Origin of the sequence: Prauserella muralis (genome assembly GCF_003202285.1) — a bacterium.
Taxonomy (GTDB): domain Bacteria; phylum Actinomycetota; class Actinomycetes; order Mycobacteriales; family Pseudonocardiaceae; genus Prauserella_B; species Prauserella_B muralis.
This window is the reverse complement of the sequence record NZ_MASW01000005.1, coordinates 754141-769018: the sequence shown is the minus strand read 5'-3', so window position 1 is coordinate 769018 and position 14878 is coordinate 754141. Positions and strand designations below refer to the sequence as shown.

Here is a 14878-nt window from a genome sequence, read left to right as displayed (position 1 = left end):
TCTGTCTCATGCGGAGGTGCGTATGACCGACCTGGCACCGGTGCGACTGCTGGACGCCGACGGGACGGTGACCGGCGACGGCCGGTACCCGATGCCGCCGCCGGATGTGCTGCTGGAGCGCTACCGCGGCCTGGTGCGCGGCAAACGGCTCAACGAGCAGGCCAGCGCGCTGGTGCGGCAGGGCAGGCTCGCGGTGTACCCGTCCTCGCGCGGCCAGGAGGCGTGCGAGGTGGTGGCGGCGGCGGTGCTGCGGCCCGGGGACTGGCTGTTTCCCACCTACCGCGACACCGTCGCCATCGTCGAGCGCGGGGTCGCCCCGGTCGAGGTCCTGACGCTGCTGCGCGGCGAATGGCACTGCGGCTACGACCCGGTGCACCACCACGTCGCGCCGCAGGCCACACCGTTGGCGACCCAGCTGCCGCACGCCGTCGGCGTGGCGCACGCCGCCCGGCTCAGGGGAGAGGACACCGTGGTGCTGGCCCTGTGCGGTGACGGTGCCACCAGCGAGGGCGACTTCCACGAAGCGCTCAACTTCGCGGCGGTGTTCACGGCGCCCGTGGTGTTCTTCGTGCAGAACAACAAGTACGCCATCTCCGTGCCGCTGGCCCGGCAGTCGGCGGCGCCGACGCTGGCGCACAAGGGCGTCGGCTACGGCATGCCCGCCGTGCTGGTGGACGGCAACGACGCCGCCGCGTTGACGGCCGTGCTCGGTGAGGCCGTCGGGCGCGCCGCGACCGGCGGAGGACCCACCTTGGTGGAGGCCGACACCTACCGGATCGAGGCCCACACCAACGCCGACGACGCCGCGCGCTACCGCACCGACGCGGAGGTGCGGGAGTGGGCGGAACGGGACCCGCTGCGGCGCCTGCGCGCCTACCTGCGGGCCGAGAACGCGCTCGACGACGCCCGCGAGGACGCCTTCGCCGCCGAGGCCGAGGCCGTCGCCGCCCGGGTCCGGGCCGCGCTGGGCGAGGACCGGCCGGTGCCCACCGACGAGTTGTTCGCCCATGTCCATGCCACGCCCACGCCCCAGCTGGCCGCGCAGGCGGCGCTGCTGCGGGCGGAGCTGGCCGCGGGGGAGGACGCCCGATGACGACCGAGCCGGAGAAGCTGACGATGGCGCAGGCCCTCAACACCGCGTTGCGGGACGCGATGACCGCCGACGAGTCGGTGGTGGTGTTCGGCGAGGACGTCGGACCGCTGGGCGGCGTGTTCCGGGTGACCGACGGGCTCACCGCCGCCTTCGGCGAACAGCGGTGCTTCGACACGCCACTGGCCGAGTCCGGGATCGTCGGCATGGCCATCGGCATGGCGATGAACGGGTTCCGGCCGGTGGTCGAGATGCAGTTCGACGCGTTCGCCTATCCCGCCTTCGAGCAGATCACCAGTCACCTGGCGAAGATGGCCAACCGCACGCGTGGCCGCCTGCGCCTTCCCGTGGTGGTGCGCGTGCCGTACGCGGGCGGAATCGGCGGCGTCGAGCACCACTGCGACTCCTCCGAGGCCTACTACGCCCACACCGCCGGGCTGACCGTCCTCGCCCCCGCCACCAACCAGGACGCCTACGGCCTGCTGCGCGCCGCGATCGGCAGCCCGGATCCGGTGATCTTCCTGGAGCCGAAGAAGCACTACTTCGCCGCCGAGGAAGTCGACCTCGCCGCGGCGGTGCCGCCGATCGGGCGGGCGGCCGTGCGCAGGTCCGGCGCGGACGCCACGCTGATCGCCTACGGGCCGGCGGTGCCGGTGTCGCTGGCCGCCGCCGAGCTGGCCGCCACCGAGGGCCGCGACCTCGGCGTCGTGGACCTGCGTTCGCTGGTGCCGTTCGACGACGCCACCGTGATGGCCGAGGTGCGCCGCACCGGGCGGGCCGTCGTGGTCGCCGAGGCGCCCGGCTTCGCCTCGGTCGCCTCCGAGGTCGCCGCCCGCGTCGCCGAGCAGTGCTTCCACCACCTGGAGGCACCCGTGCGCCGGGTCACCGGATTCGACATCCCGTACCCGCCGCCGAAGCTCGAGCACCATCACCTGCCCTCCGTCGAGCGGGTGCTCGACGCCGTCGACGACCTCCAGTGGGAGGACGCATGAGCCGCGAGACGTTCACGCTGCCCGACCTCGGGGAAGGGCTCACGGAGGCGCAGCTGGTGCGCTGGCTGGTGCGGCCCGGCGACAGTGTCGCCGTCGACGCCCCGGTCGCCGAGGTCGAGACCGCCAAGGCCCTGGTCGAGGTGCCCTCGCCGTTCGCGGGCGTCGTCGCCGAACTGCACGGCGACGAGGGCGCCACGCTGGCGGTCGGTGCGCCGCTGATCTCGGTGAGCACCGGCACCGCCGGCGTTTACGTCGAGGAGGAGCGGGCCGGCTCCGGGAATGTCCTCATCGGCTACGGCACCGGCACGCGCGCCAACGGCAGGCGCCGCCGCCGGGTCGCGCGTCCCGCGACACCGGCGGTCGCGGAACGGCCCGCGGTGTCCTCGCCGGTGGTGCGCAAGCTCGCCAAGGACAGGGGGCTCGATCTCACGGCGCTGCGCGGCACGGGACCGGACGGGCTGATCACCAGGGCCGACGTCGAGCGGGCCGCCCAGCCCAGCGGCGGGACAGGGCCGAGCCGGACCGGGCTCGGGGTGGCCGAGCGGATCCCGCTGCGGGGCATGCGCGCGGCGATCACCGAGGTGCTGTCGCGCAGCAGGTCGGAGATCCCCGAGGCGACCACGTGGGTCGACGTCGACGCCACCGAACTGGTGCGGCTGCGGACCGAACTGGCCGACGGCCCCGGCCTGCTGGCCCTGGTCGCCCGGTTCGTCGTCGCCGGGCTCGGCCGTTACCCGGTGCTCAACTCCACAGTGGACACCGAGCGCCAGGAGATCCACGTGTTCGACGGCGTGAACCTCGGCATCGCCACGCAGACGGACAGAGGTCTCGTGGTGCCGGTGGTGCGCGACGCCCACCGCCGCACCGCACGGCAGCTCGACGCCGAGCTGCGGCGGGTGACCGCGGCGGCGCGGGACGGCTCGGCCACCGCCGCGGACCTGGGTTCCGGCTCCTTCACCCTGAACAACTACGGTTCGTTCGGGGTGGACGGCAGCGCGGCCATCATCAACCATCCCGAGGTCGCGATCCTCGGCATGGGCCGCATTCTCGAACGCCCGTGGGTGGTCGCGGGGCAGGTGGTGCCGCGGCACGTCACCCAGCTGTCGCTGGTGTTCGACCACCGGGTCTGCGACGGCGGCACCGCGGCCGGGTTCCTGCGCTTCGTCGCCGACACCATCGAGTCACCGGCCTCCGCGCTGGCCGACCTCTAGCTCGCGTCGGCCGGGGTGAACTTCTCACGGTGGATGTGCCGCGGCGACATGCGCCTGCGCTTGAACGCCTTCACCCCGGCCTCCACCATGGCGGGCGGGCCGCACAGCCAGCCCGACCAGCCGCGCCCGCTGGCGACGTCCTCCAGGAACGCGTCGGTGGGAAAGCCGCCGCGATACGCCGGGTCCGGCTCGTCGGAGAGCACCGGCACGAAGGTCAGGCCCGGATGGGCGGCCGCCAGCTCGGCGAACCGGTCGAGGTCGTAGAGGTCGGCAGCGCCCCGCACGCCGTGGTAGAGCCGGACCTCGCGGGTCGGATGCCGCGCGAGTGCCGTGCGGGCGATACCCACCAGCGGCGCGAGGCCGGTGCCGCCGCCGATGAGCACCATCGGGCCGCCGTCGTCGTCCTCGGCCGGTGGCAGGTGGAAGTCGCCGAGCGGCCCCGTCGCCTCGACGCGGTCGCCGACGTCGAGTCCGCCGAAGAGCCAGCAGTCGGTGGCCAGCCCGCCCGGCACCCGCCGGACGTGCAGCTCCAGAACCTTGTCCTCGTCGGCGGTGTTGGCCAGCGAGTACTGCCGTCGCGCGCCGGAACCGGGAACGGAGAGCTCGACGTACTGACCGGGCTCGAAGGCCAGCGGCTCGGCGAGGCCCAACAGCACGCGGCGCGTGTCGCGGGCGATGTCCTCGACGGCCCGGACCGTGGTCGTGAGGTCCCGCAGCCGGTGGGTGGTGCGCCCCGCGGTCCCGTGACCGCGCACCTCCGTGTCGGCGAGCGGACGGGCCTGGCAGGCGAGTGCCAGACCCGTGGCCCGCTCGTCGTCGGTGAGCGTGTCGCGCGGGGAGGCACCGTGGTCGACCTCGCCGGAGAGCACCTGGAGCTTGCAGGTGCCGCAGGTGCCCTGGTTGCACGAGTTCGGCATCCAGACCCCGGCGCGCAGGCAGGCGTCGAGCAGTGTCTGGCTGGGTGCGCACTCGACCCGGTGGCCGCCGGCGGTGACCGCGAAGCTCACCTCAGACCTCCCAGGTGACGTGCAGGCTCGTCGGCCCGCGGAACCCCCAGCCCCAGAAGTCGACGCCCTCGCGGGTGTCGCGCTCCAGGTTGGGGATGGCCTCGAACAGCTCCTCCAGCGCGATGCGCATGACGTGGTTGGCGAAGTAGATGCCCGCGCACGCGTGGTTGCCCGCGCCGAACGCCAGGTGGGGCAGTGGCGGACGGTGCAGGTCGTAGGTGGAGGGCGCCTCGTACTGGCCGGTGTCGTGGTTGGCCGACCCGTAGGACAGCATCACCGGTGTGCCCGCCGGCAGGTCGACGCCTGCGATCGTCACCGGCTTCGTCGAGATGCGTGCCGTGGCCGACCAGATCGGTGACGTCCAGCGCAGGCCCTCGGAGATCGCCCGGGGGATGAGGGCGGGGTCGTCGACGACCTCCTCCAGCTGCTCGGGCCTGCTGAACAGCCCGACCAGGGTGGACGCCATGCCATGGCCCGGCTCCTGCATCGCGCCGAGCAGGTACACGTAGATGGTGGGGTAGATGTACTCGCGGTCGCGAGTCTGGCCGGGCGGCATGCCGTCGTGCAGCCAGTGGGAGATGGCGCTGTCGTCCGGCTCGACGATCCACCTGTCGATCAGCGGGTCGACGATCGCGCGGATCTCCGCCTTCGCGGCGTCGCCCTCGGCGAAGCCCTCCGGGTTGGCGAACTCGCCGTTCTCGTCCATCGCCGCGTTGGTGAAGGAACGGTTCAGCTTCGCGAACCACTCGCGCAGCTTGTCGGAGCCGACGTCCTGCAGCCCGAGCAGGTCGCCCAGCGACCGCACGCTGACCGGCTCGCAGTACTGCGCCACCAGTTCGGCGTGGCCGTCGTCCTCGAACTGCTCCAGGTACCGGCGGGCGATCGGCCGCACGAGGTCGTCGATCCAGCGGTCGACCTCGGCGGGCTGCAACGCGGGTTCGACCATCGACCGCAGGTCGGCGTGGATGTCGCCGTTCACCCCGATGATGGCCGGATGCCCGAACGTGCGGCCACCTGCCGGGGTGATGACCGCCTCGAAGTCGGGGCTGGTGGCGACCTCGCGGCAGACCTCGGTGGTGGAGGCGACGTAGGACCCCAGCACCGGCACGTACGCCAGCGGCGCCTCGGCGCGCAGCCGCTCGTACGTGGTGTACGGGTCGCGCTCCAGCTCGCTCATGGTGACCGTGTCCAGCCACGAGAGATCGGGCCGTTCGGTTGTCGTCATCGGTGTGTCCTCCCAACGTCGTCGTCCAGGAACGGCTCGGGACGTTAGGGCGGTGGCGCGGCACCTGGCGACACGGATCGCGCGAGGTCAGCACCGATTGCGCGGCGATTTTGTGAGCTGTGTCTCTGGTAACCTCGTCGCCATGCCCGCACGGCGTAGTGCCGCGCCCCGGGACTGGGACGACGCCTCCCGGGAGGTCGCGAAGGCGTATTTCCCGCACGAGCTGGACCCGCTCGGCGGGGGCCGCGATCCGCGCCTCACCCTGCGCACCCTCGATCTGGGCCCGGTGCTGGTGGGCCATGTCGGCTGGGGAGCCGACGTGGCGATCGCCTGCGACTATCCCGGCGCCTACGAGATCAACATGCCGCTGACCGGGCATCTGGAAAGTCGCGGACGGCACAGCGCGGTGACGACATCGGTGCCCGGGCAGGCGACGGTGTTCCGGGCCGACACCCCGTCCCTGATCACTCACTGGGACGCCACCTGCACGGTGCTCGGCGTCAAGTTCGACAGCGCGTGGCTCGACCGCGAGGCGGAACGGGTGCTCGGCGGCGATCGGGTGACGCTGCGCGGCGACCTGCCCGACCAGCTGGAGCTGGGTGGCGGCCGGGGCCGCGCGTGGCGGCAGCTGGTCGGCAGCCTCGCGGCCCATCTGCACGATCCCGGCCTGTTCGGCGAGTGCGCGCCCGTGCGCGAGCAGCTGGCGGGCGCGCTCGCCGCGAGCTTCCTGCTGGCGGGTTGTCCCGAGGCGGGCGCGGGCCCGCTGCCCAGGCCGCGCGTCGTCGCGCGCGTGGTCGACCGGCTCCACGACGACCCCGCCCGCGCCTGGACGGTCGGCGACATGGCGGAGGTCGCGGGAACCAGTGTCCGGCGGCTGCAGGAGGGCTTCCGGGAGTGGGTCGGCTGCCCGCCGACCGAGTACCTGCTGGGCGTGCGGCTTCAGCGGGCGCACGCGGACCTGACTGCCGACCGCCACGCCACTGTCAGCGACGTGGCCGCCCGATGGGGCTTCTCCAGCGCGAGCCGGTTCGCCGCGGCGTATCGCCGTCGCTACGGCGTGTCCCCGGCACAGGCCCGGCGCTGACCGGGTCACATCAGGTAGCGACTGATGGTGTCCGGGTGGATGACGAGCCGGACCCAGTCCGCGGCCAGGATTTCGGCGAGGTCGTCGGCGCGGGCCGGGTCGTCGAGGTCCCAGTAGCGGGCCGCGAGTCGTGCGATCAGGTCATGTGCTCCGTCGGGTTCCACCGTGGTGTGGCCGGCCACGGACACCCAGCGCTCCCGTTCCCCCACCGGGGCGGCGACGACGATCGACGCGCGGGGGTCGCGGCGCCGGTGCCGCATCCTGGGCGAGTCGGGGCCCGTGAACAGCTGGATCGCGCCCTCGGCGGTGGCCTCGAACCACACCGGCCGGGGCTGGGGCGGCAATGGCCCCCCGGCCACGGACAGGAACCCGTGCAGGGGGCGCCGGAGGAACTCGAGGTCTTCGGCGGTCAGCGAGGTCATGGCCGTGCTCATGACGCCGATTCAACAACGCCGGTTCGGACAATCCCATAGGCAGGACACCGGATCGCCTGCGTGTTCGTCTAGCGTCGGCACGGTGGACGTGTTCAGCGACCTGATCCGTGGTGTGCGTGCCCACGGCTCCCTGTTCGGCAGTTCGACCCTCACCCCACCCTGGTCGCTGCGGTTCGTGGACGGCGCGCCACTGACCCTGTGCACCGTGCTCGCCGGGGCGGGCTGGATCGTGCCGGACGACCACCCACCCGAGCCGCTGCGCGCGCGGGAGACGATCGTCGTCCGCGGCCCCGCGACGTTCACCTTCGTCGACGAGGTCGGTACCCGGGCCGAGCCGGTCGCGTGCGGCGCGCACTGCGCGACACCCGAGCAGGGTGGCACCCGGCACCGGCTCGGCTGGTACGACCACGGTGGGGCGGCCGCCGACGGCCGCGGTGCCACGACCCTGATCGTCGGCGCCTACCCGGTGCGCGGCGAGATCAGCCGACGGCTGCTGGACGCGCTGCCCGTCGTGTTGCGTGTGGACGCCGGGGGCACGGCTGACGCCGTGCTGGACCATCTCGCCGCCGAGGTCGCCGTCGACACACCGGGCCAGCAGGTGGTGCTCGACCGGCTGCTGGACTGGATGCTGGTCTGCACGCTGCGCGAGTGGTTCGACCAGCCCGGAGGTGAGCCACCGGGCTGGTGGGCCGCGCAGCGGGACCCGGTGGCCGGCGACGCGCTGCGCCTGCTGCACGCCGAGCCGGCGGCATCGTGGACGGTCGCCGCGCTGGCCAAGCGGACCGGGACGTCGCGTTCGACGCTGGCCAAGCGCTTCACCGACCTGGTGGGCGAGCCACCGCTGACCTACCTCACGCGCTGGCGCATGACACTCGCGGCGGACCTTCTGACCGAGCAGGAGTCCACCACCATCGCGGACATCGCCCGGACCGTGGGCTACTCCGACCCGTTCGGATTCAGCGCCGCGTTCAAACGCGTCCGAGGCGTCAGCCCCAGCGACTTCCGGCGCACCGCGCGCGACCGAACTAGGTGACGGGTACACGGTCACGGTCTCGCTCGCGGCGGAGTGTTCCGGTGTCGCGCCAGGGTGAGTGCGGGAGTGGCGGCCGGTTGCGGTGCTGCCATGCCCCGACCATGGTGGCGCCTGAGCCGCTACGGCAGCACGGGCGCGCCCCATGCCCGGCGCAGGGTCTCGGCGGTGAGAACGTTCCGCGGTGGTCCCTGGCTGAGGATCCTGCCGTGCCGCAGGAGCAGGCAGTGGTCAGCACTCAGTGCCTCGTCGAGATCGTGCGTCGCGTGGACGACGGTGGTCCCGGCCTTCCTGGCGTGATCGATCGCGCGGGAGATCGACTCCCTGGTGGGCGCGTCGAGTGACGCCGTCGGTTCGTCGAGCAGCAGCAGGCTCGTCTGCTGGGCGAGTGCCTGCGCCAGCAGGGCTCGCTGGCGCTGGCCGCCGGACAGTTCGGACAGCCGGTGATCGGCGAGGTCGGAGATACCGAGCCGGGCGAGGCAGCTTTCGATCACCTGCCGGTCGTGGCCGCGCAGCCGCCGCCACGGTCCGCGGATCGCCCACCTGCCCATCGTGACGGTCTCGCGCACGGTGATCGGGAGCAGCGCGGGAACGGCGTTCTGCTGTACCACCAGGGCGGGCCGGGTGTCCCGCGGCAACCGCACCGCGCCTTCCGCCGGGCGGACGATGCCCGCGAGCACACCGAGCACAGTGGACTTTCCGGATCCGTTGGCGCCCACGACGGCGGTGACGGCACCGCCGGGGATCTCGGCGGTGACCTCGTGCAGCACGGTGTGCCGGGCATAGCCGGCCGACACCGCGCGCAGGATCGCGCCCGGTTCGGGCGTGTTGTGTGTCATGACACCTCAGGTTTGAAACGACAATCGTTTTCATTATAGGGTGCTGAGTCATGGAGTGGCTGATCGCCCCGTTCGAGGTGTCCTTCGTGCAGCGGGCGCTGTGGGGTGGCCTGCTCGTCTCGGCGGTCTGCGCGCTCGCCGGCACCTGGGTCGTGCTGCGGGGCATGGCGTTTCTCGGCGACGCGATGGCGCACGGCATGCTGCCGGGGCTGGCACTCGCGTCGCTGCTCGGCGGCAACCTGCTGCTGGGCGCCGCGGTGAGTGCGGTGGTGATGGCGGCCGGCGTCACCGCACTCGGGCGCACGGGAAAGCTGTATCAGGACACGGCGATCGGCCTGCTGTTCGTCGGGATGCTCTCGCTCGGCGTGATCATCGTCTCGCGGTCGCAGTCGTTCGCCGTGGACCTCACCGGCTTCCTCTTCGGTGACGTGCTGGCCGTGGGCGAGCGCGACCTCGGTTACCTGACCGGTGCTCTGGCGGTGGCCGTTCTGGTGTCCGTGCTCGGTTACCGGTCGTTCGTCGCGCTAACCTTCGACGCGCGCACGGCGCACACCCTCGGCCTGCGTCCCGGCCGTGCGCATGCCGCGCTCCTGGGCCTGGTCACACTGGCGATCGTCGCCTCGTTCCACATCGTCGGCACGCTGCTCGTGTTCGGCCTGCTCATCGCACCCCCGGCCGCGGCATTGGCCTGGGCAAGGCGCATCCCGGTCGCCATGCTGCTGGCCACCGCGCTCGGCGCGACGGCCACGGTCACCGGGCTGCTCGTCTCCTGGCACTGGGGGACGGCCGCGGGCGCCACGATCGCCGCGGTGGCCGTGGCGCTGTTCTTCCTGACCTCGGCGGCCGCTCGCGTTCGCGACCGCGTGCGCCCCGCCGTGCTGTCCGTCCCCGCCGATATCGAGAAAGTCGAGCAAGCAGCGTGAGCACACGCAGAATCCGAACACCAGCCCTCGCCGCCGGACTCCTCGCGGTGCTGGCGCTCGCCGCCTGCGGAGGTGGTGGTGCGGCCGACGCCGGCGCCGGGCACACGCCGTCGCCCGGGCAGGCTCCGCACGGCTACGTCGAGGGTGCCGAGGAAACCGCGGAGCCACAGCCCCGGCTCGTGGTGGCCGACGGCGGCACCGGGCAGGTGCGCGTGCTGGACCTCGGCACCGGGGAGACCACGGACGTGGGCAGGGTGCCCGGGGCCGACCGGGCCGTCACCGACGGCCGGTTCGCGTACCTGTCGGCCGGCCGGACGGTGCACGTCATCGACGGTGGCACCTGGACCGTCGACCACGGCGACCACCAGCACTACTACCGCACCGGTCCCGCCGCCACCGGCACCGCCGAGGCGGCCACGGTGACCGGCGCGCACAGCGACAGCACCGTCACCGCACTGACGACCGCGGACGGGAACACCGTGCTGCTCGACCGTGCCCGTCTGGAGGACGGTTCCGTCGCCCGCCGCGTGACGCTGCCGGGCGGCACCGCGGTCCCGCTGGCCGAGCGGCTCGTCGTGTCCACTGAGGACGGTGCCGTCGAGCTGCGCGACCGTGCGGGGCGGCGGCTGTCGGCGCTGGCCGAGACGTGCGCCGACGCCGAGGGCACCGCGATCACCCGGCGTGGCGCGGTGTTCGGTTGCGCCGACGGCGCGCTGCTGGTGTCCGAGGACGACGGGAGGTTCACCGCCGAGAAGATCCGGTACCCGCGGCGGTCCTCCGCTGACCGGGCACGCGCGTTCAGCCACCGGCCGGGCAGCACGACTCTGGCCGCACCGGCAGGCCGCGGCGGCGTGTGGGCACTGGACGTGAGGGCGAAGACGTGGCGGCTGTTCGACACCGGCCCCGTCGCCGCGGTCAGCGCCGTCGGGGCTGGCGGACCCGTGCTCGTCCTCGGCCGCGACGGAGTGCTGCGCGCCCTCGACTCCGAGACCGGCGTGGAGACAGCACGGACTCGCGTGCTGTCCGAGCCCGTGCCCGCGGACGGCAACCCGGCGCCCGTGATCCAGGCCGACACCAGCCGGGCCTACGTGAACGACGCCGCCGCGCGCACGATCCGCGAGATCGACTACGCCGACGACCTGCGCGTGGCCAGGACGTTCCGCCTCGACAGCGCCCCGACGCACCTGCTGGAGACCGGACGATGAACCCAGCCAGGACCCAGGGGCGCGGGATCGTGGCCTGGCTCGCCGCCCTGACCACCGTCGCACTGCTGCTCACCGGATGTGCCGCGCAGGGCAGCGACCGCGGCCGCGTCGTGGTGACGACGAACATCCTCGGCGACATCACCCGCGCCGTCGTCGGCGACGAGGCCGAGGTGACGGTGCTGATGCGGCCGAACGCGGACCCGCATTCGTTCGCGATCTCGGCCCGGCAGGCGGCGGAACTGGAGACCGCGGGCCTGCTCGTCTACAACGGACTCGGTCTGGAGGAGGGCGTCCTGCGCAACGTCGAGGCCGCCGCACAGGCGGGCACGCCCGCACTCGAGGTCGCCGCGGCCGTCGACCCGATCCGGTTCTCCGGCGGCGAGGAGGCCGGCGAGCCCGACCCGCACTTCTGGACCGACCCCCGGCGGGTGCGCACGGCCGTGCAGGCGATCAGCAGGCAGGTCACCGAGAACGTCGCCGGTGTCGACGCCGGGGCGATCCGCGCCAACGCCGACCGGTACCTGCGTGACCTTGACGAGCTCGACTCCTGGATGACCGGCCGGTTCGCCGCGATTCCCGACGGGAAGCGCAAGCTCGTCACCAACCACCACGTGTTCGGTTACCTCGCCGCACGCTACGGCTTCGAGGTCATCGGCGCGGTCGTGCCCAGCGGCACCACGCTGGCCTCACCGAGCCCGTCGGACCTGGCCGGGCTGGCGGCGACCATCCGCGACGCCGGGGTCGGTGCCGTGTTCGCCGACTCCTCCCAGCCCGACCGGCTCGCCACGGTGCTGGCCGACCAGGCGGGCGTGCGCGTGCAGGTCGTCGAGCTGTACTCGGAGTCGCTCACCGAGCGGGGCGGCGGCGCAGGCACCTACCTGGAGCTCATGCGAGCCAACACCGACGCGATCGTCGCGGGCCTGACGTCCACCTGAGACCTGTCCCTGCCCCACCGAGAGAAAGTGAAGTCAACCATGAGAAAGCCCTCGCGTGCCCGCCTGCCCCTGGCACTGTCCACACTGGCCTGCTCCGTGGCGGTGCTCGCCGGATGCGGGACGAGTGAGCCCGCCGCGGAGCAGCGGTCGGGGCAGCAGGAGGGGCAGCGCGCCGACATCGCCGAGCCGGTCGTGCTGACCTACGACGGCGGGCTGTACGTGCTCGACGGCGCCACGCTGGAGCGGAAGGCCGACGTGAGGCTGCCCGGCTTCAACCGCGTGAACCCGGCCGGTGACGAACGGCACGTGATGGTGTCCACGTCCGAGGGCTTCCAGGTCCTCGACGCGGTGGCCGGGCGACTCACCGACATCCGGTTCCCCGGCGCCGAGCCGGGGCACGTGGTGCGGCATGCCGGAAAGACCGTGCTCTTCACCGACGGGACCGGCGAGGTCAACTCCTTCGACCCGGCCACCCTCGCGGACGGCAGCCCGCGGACCGAGACGTACCAGGCGAAGGAACCACACCACGGCGTGGCGATCGAGCTGGCCGACGGGCGGCTCGTCGTCACCCTCGGCAACGAGGAGGAGCGCCGCGGGATCGCCGTGCTCGACGAGAACCGCAAGGAGATCGCGCGCAACGAGAACTGCCCCGGGGTGCACGGCGAGGCGACCGCCGAGGACGAGGCGGTGGTGATCGGCTGCGAGGACGGCGTCCTGATCTACCGCGACGGCAGGATCACGAAGGTGCAGAGCCCGACCGAGTACGGCCGCATCGGAAACCAGGCGGGTTCGGAGCACTCGCCCATCGTGCTCGGCGACTACAAGCAGGACGAGGACGCCGAGCTGGAGCGCCCGCGGCAGGTGTCGCTGATCGACACGCGGACCGCCACGCTCACGCGGGTCGAGCTCGGCGCCAGCTACACCTTCCGCTCGCTGGCGCGGGGTCCCGAGGGTGAGGCGCTGGTGCTCGGCACCGACGGCAAGATCCACGTGATCGATCCGGTCGCCGCGAAGGTCACGCGCAGCATCCCGGTGACCGGCTCGTGGGAGGAGCCACTGGAGTGGCAGGAGCCGCGCCCGGCGATCTTCGTCCGGGGCGGTGACGTCTACGTCAGCGATCCCGCCACCAAGCAGGTGCACCTGGTCGACCTCGCCTCCGGCGAGAAGCGGGCCAGCACCACGCTGCCGCAGGAGCCCAACGAGCTCAGCGGCGTCAGCGCGCACTGACCGCACCCGCTCCGGCACGCACCACGGCCCGCCCGGCGAGCAACACCGGGCGGGCCGGTGCTCGCCCGGGTGTGTCGCATATCACTCACAGGCATCGGTAAAAGCTTTGATTGCTTCTGGTGTTCGCTCGCCGGCTCCCTTACGGTCCCTCGACAGTCAAACATTTGATCGCCGGCGGTGGCGATCACGAGCCCCCATGACGGGAAGGGACTGCCGATGACGCACAGCCCCCAGGCCGCCTCACCCTCCGGCCCAGCCACGTCCGCCACCTCGCACGCCGTCTCGGACGGCAGCCAGGTGCGGCGCGTGGTGGGCGCGAGCCTGGTCGGCACCACCATCGAGTGGTACGACTTCTTCATCTACGCCTCGGCCGCGGGCCTGGTCTTCGGCACCCAGTTCTTCCCGGCGCTGGACGCCGCCACCGGTCTGCTGGCGTCGTTCGCCTCGCTCGGCGTCAGCTTCGTCGCGCGGCCCGTCGGCGGCGTGATCGCAGGTCACCTCGGCGACCGTTTCGGCCGCAAGGCGGTGCTCATCGCGACCCTGCTGCTGATGGGCGTCTCCACGGTGGGCGTCGGCCTGCTGCCTGCCTACGACTCGATCGGTGTCGCCGCGCCGGTGCTGCTCGTCGTGCTGCGGCTGCTGCAGGGACTGTCCGCGGGAGGGGAGTGGGGTGGTGCCGCACTGATGTCGGTGGAACACTCCCCGCCGGGTCGCCGCGGCTTCTTCGGCTCGTTCCCGCAGATCGGTGTCCCCATCGGCCTGCTGCTGGCCAATCTCGTGTTCTTCACGGTCTCCGCGGCGACCACCGAGGAGCAGTTCCTGTCCTGGGGCTGGCGGATCCCGTTCCTGCTGTCGGTCGTGCTGATCGCGGTCGGGTTCTTCGTGCGCGCCAAGGTCTCCGAGAGCCCGGTGTTCGCCGAACTGCGCGAGCGCAAGACCCGCCGGTCGGCTCCACTGATCGAGGTGTTCCAGGGCAACCGCCGCGAGCTGGTCGTCGCGATCGGACTGTTCATCGCCAACAACATGGTCGGCTACATCCTCATCGCCTTCACCAACTCCTACGGCACGCGCACGCTCGGCCTCACCGGCTCGACGATGCTGCTCGTCGGCATGGTCGGCGCCGTCGCCTGGGGCGTGTTCACCCTGCTGGCCGGACGATGGTCGGACACGTGGGGCCGCCGCAGGACCTACCTCGTGGGCACCCTCGCCATGGGGGCGTGGGCCTTCCCGTTCTTCCTGCTGTTCGACACCCGGTCCGTGCCGCTGATGCTGCTGTCGGTGATCGTGCTGGCCTTCGGTCTCGGCCTGACCTACGGCCCGCAGGCCGCCACCTACGCGGAACTGTTCCCGTCCGCGATCCGCTACAGCGGCGTCTCGTTCGCCTACGCCTTCGGCGCGATCCTCGGCGGCGGCTTCGCGCCGCTGATCGCCACCTGGCTCGTCGAGCTGACCGGCACCTCGCTGTCGGTGTCGGCCTACATGCTGCTGGTCTGCGCGGTCAGCCTCGTGGCCGTGCTCGCGCTGCGCGAGCGCCCGGCGGCCGAGCGGGAGGCGTTCGTGCTCGCCACCGACTGACCCGCGGTGCACGAATTGGCGAGTCCCGGTGCACGAATCGGAGACGCGACGGCCGGGGGCGGGCGGTCTACTGCACCCGACACGGCGGGTGCAGTGCCTGT

General features: G+C 72.5%; 14 protein-coding genes. 10 read left to right on the top strand and 4 right to left on the bottom strand.

The genetic code is table 11. The annotated features are described in order from the left end of the window. The first annotated feature begins 22 nt into the window (after positions 1–22). From BAY60_RS24455 to BAY60_RS24445, 3 genes are read left to right on the top strand one after another with little or no spacing between them, the layout of a single operon-like run. Entirely contained in the window at positions 23–1093 is a 1071-nt protein-coding gene (locus tag BAY60_RS24455) for a thiamine pyrophosphate-dependent enzyme (RefSeq protein ID WP_112283356.1), read from the top strand. Further along, positions 1090–2082, top strand: a complete 993-nt coding sequence (locus BAY60_RS24450) for an alpha-ketoacid dehydrogenase subunit beta (RefSeq protein WP_112283355.1) — start codon at positions 1090–1092, stop codon at positions 2080–2082. The genes BAY60_RS24455 and BAY60_RS24450 overlap by 4 nt, the downstream gene beginning before the upstream one ends. Further along, the gene (locus BAY60_RS24445) at positions 2079–3293 is read left to right on the top strand and encodes a dihydrolipoamide acetyltransferase family protein (RefSeq protein ID WP_112283354.1); all 1215 of its coding nucleotides are present in this window, start codon (positions 2079–2081) and stop codon (positions 3291–3293) included. The genes BAY60_RS24450 and BAY60_RS24445 overlap by 4 nt, the downstream gene beginning before the upstream one ends. Here BAY60_RS24445 and BAY60_RS24440 read toward each other — a convergent pair. After that, the gene (locus BAY60_RS24440) at positions 3290–4300 is read right to left on the bottom strand and encodes a 2Fe-2S iron-sulfur cluster-binding protein (protein ID WP_112283353.1); all 1011 of its coding nucleotides are present in this window, start codon (positions 4298–4300) and stop codon (positions 3290–3292) included. The genes BAY60_RS24445 and BAY60_RS24440 overlap by 4 nt on opposite strands. A gap of 1 nt (position 4301) precedes the next feature. Next, complete coding sequence (locus BAY60_RS24435; RefSeq protein ID WP_112283352.1) at positions 4302–5525, bottom strand: cytochrome P450; 1224 nt, start codon at positions 5523–5525, stop codon at positions 4302–4304. Between the two features lie 142 nt (positions 5526–5667). Between BAY60_RS24435 and BAY60_RS24430 the strand changes: the two genes are divergently transcribed. Continuing rightward, positions 5668–6609, top strand: coding sequence for an AraC family transcriptional regulator (locus BAY60_RS24430; RefSeq protein ID WP_112283351.1), 942 nt, complete (start codon positions 5668–5670; stop codon positions 6607–6609). 5 nt (positions 6610–6614) lie between these two features. Here BAY60_RS24430 and BAY60_RS24425 read toward each other — a convergent pair whose 3' ends face one another. Then, entirely contained in the window at positions 6615–7043 is a 429-nt protein-coding gene (locus BAY60_RS24425) for a pyridoxamine 5'-phosphate oxidase family protein (RefSeq protein ID WP_112283350.1), read from the bottom strand. An 82-nt stretch (positions 7044–7125) separates the two neighbouring features. Between BAY60_RS24425 and BAY60_RS24420 the strand changes: the two genes are divergently transcribed. Further along, positions 7126–8076 carry an AraC family transcriptional regulator gene (locus BAY60_RS24420; protein WP_112283349.1) on the top strand — a complete coding sequence of 317 codons (951 nt, stop codon included), beginning with the start codon at positions 7126–7128 and terminating at the stop codon, positions 8074–8076. 119 nt (positions 8077–8195) lie between these two features. Here the strand turns inward: BAY60_RS24420 and aztA are convergent, their stop codons facing one another. Next, positions 8196–8912 carry a zinc ABC transporter ATP-binding protein AztA gene (aztA, locus tag BAY60_RS24415; RefSeq protein ID WP_112283348.1) on the bottom strand — a complete coding sequence of 239 codons (717 nt, stop codon included), beginning with the start codon at positions 8910–8912 and terminating at the stop codon, positions 8196–8198. 50 nt (positions 8913–8962) lie between these two features. Here aztA and aztB point away from each other — a divergent pair, with 50 nt between their 5' ends. The 5 genes from aztB (at position 8963) to BAY60_RS24390 (ending at position 14777) form a co-directional block, all read left to right on the top strand. After that, positions 8963–9835 carry a zinc ABC transporter permease AztB gene (gene aztB / locus BAY60_RS24410; RefSeq protein WP_112283347.1) on the top strand — a complete coding sequence of 291 codons (873 nt, stop codon included), beginning with the start codon at positions 8963–8965 and terminating at the stop codon, positions 9833–9835. Continuing rightward, complete coding sequence (locus tag BAY60_RS24405; protein ID WP_112283346.1) at positions 9832–11040, top strand: hypothetical protein; 1209 nt, start codon at positions 9832–9834, stop codon at positions 11038–11040. The genes aztB and BAY60_RS24405 overlap by 4 nt, the downstream gene beginning before the upstream one ends. After that, positions 11037–11975, top strand: a complete 939-nt coding sequence (gene aztC, locus BAY60_RS24400) for a zinc ABC transporter substrate-binding protein AztC (RefSeq protein WP_112283345.1) — start codon at positions 11037–11039, stop codon at positions 11973–11975. The genes BAY60_RS24405 and aztC overlap by 4 nt, the downstream gene beginning before the upstream one ends. 39 nt (positions 11976–12014) lie before the next feature. Continuing rightward, positions 12015–13202 (top strand): zinc metallochaperone AztD, encoded by a 1188-nt coding sequence (gene aztD, locus BAY60_RS24395; RefSeq protein ID WP_112283344.1) that lies wholly within the window; start codon positions 12015–12017, stop codon positions 13200–13202. A 216-nt stretch (positions 13203–13418) separates the two neighbouring features. Continuing rightward, entirely contained in the window at positions 13419–14777 is a 1359-nt protein-coding gene (locus BAY60_RS24390) for an MFS transporter (RefSeq protein WP_112283343.1), read from the top strand. Positions 14778–14878: the final 101 nt, after the last annotated feature.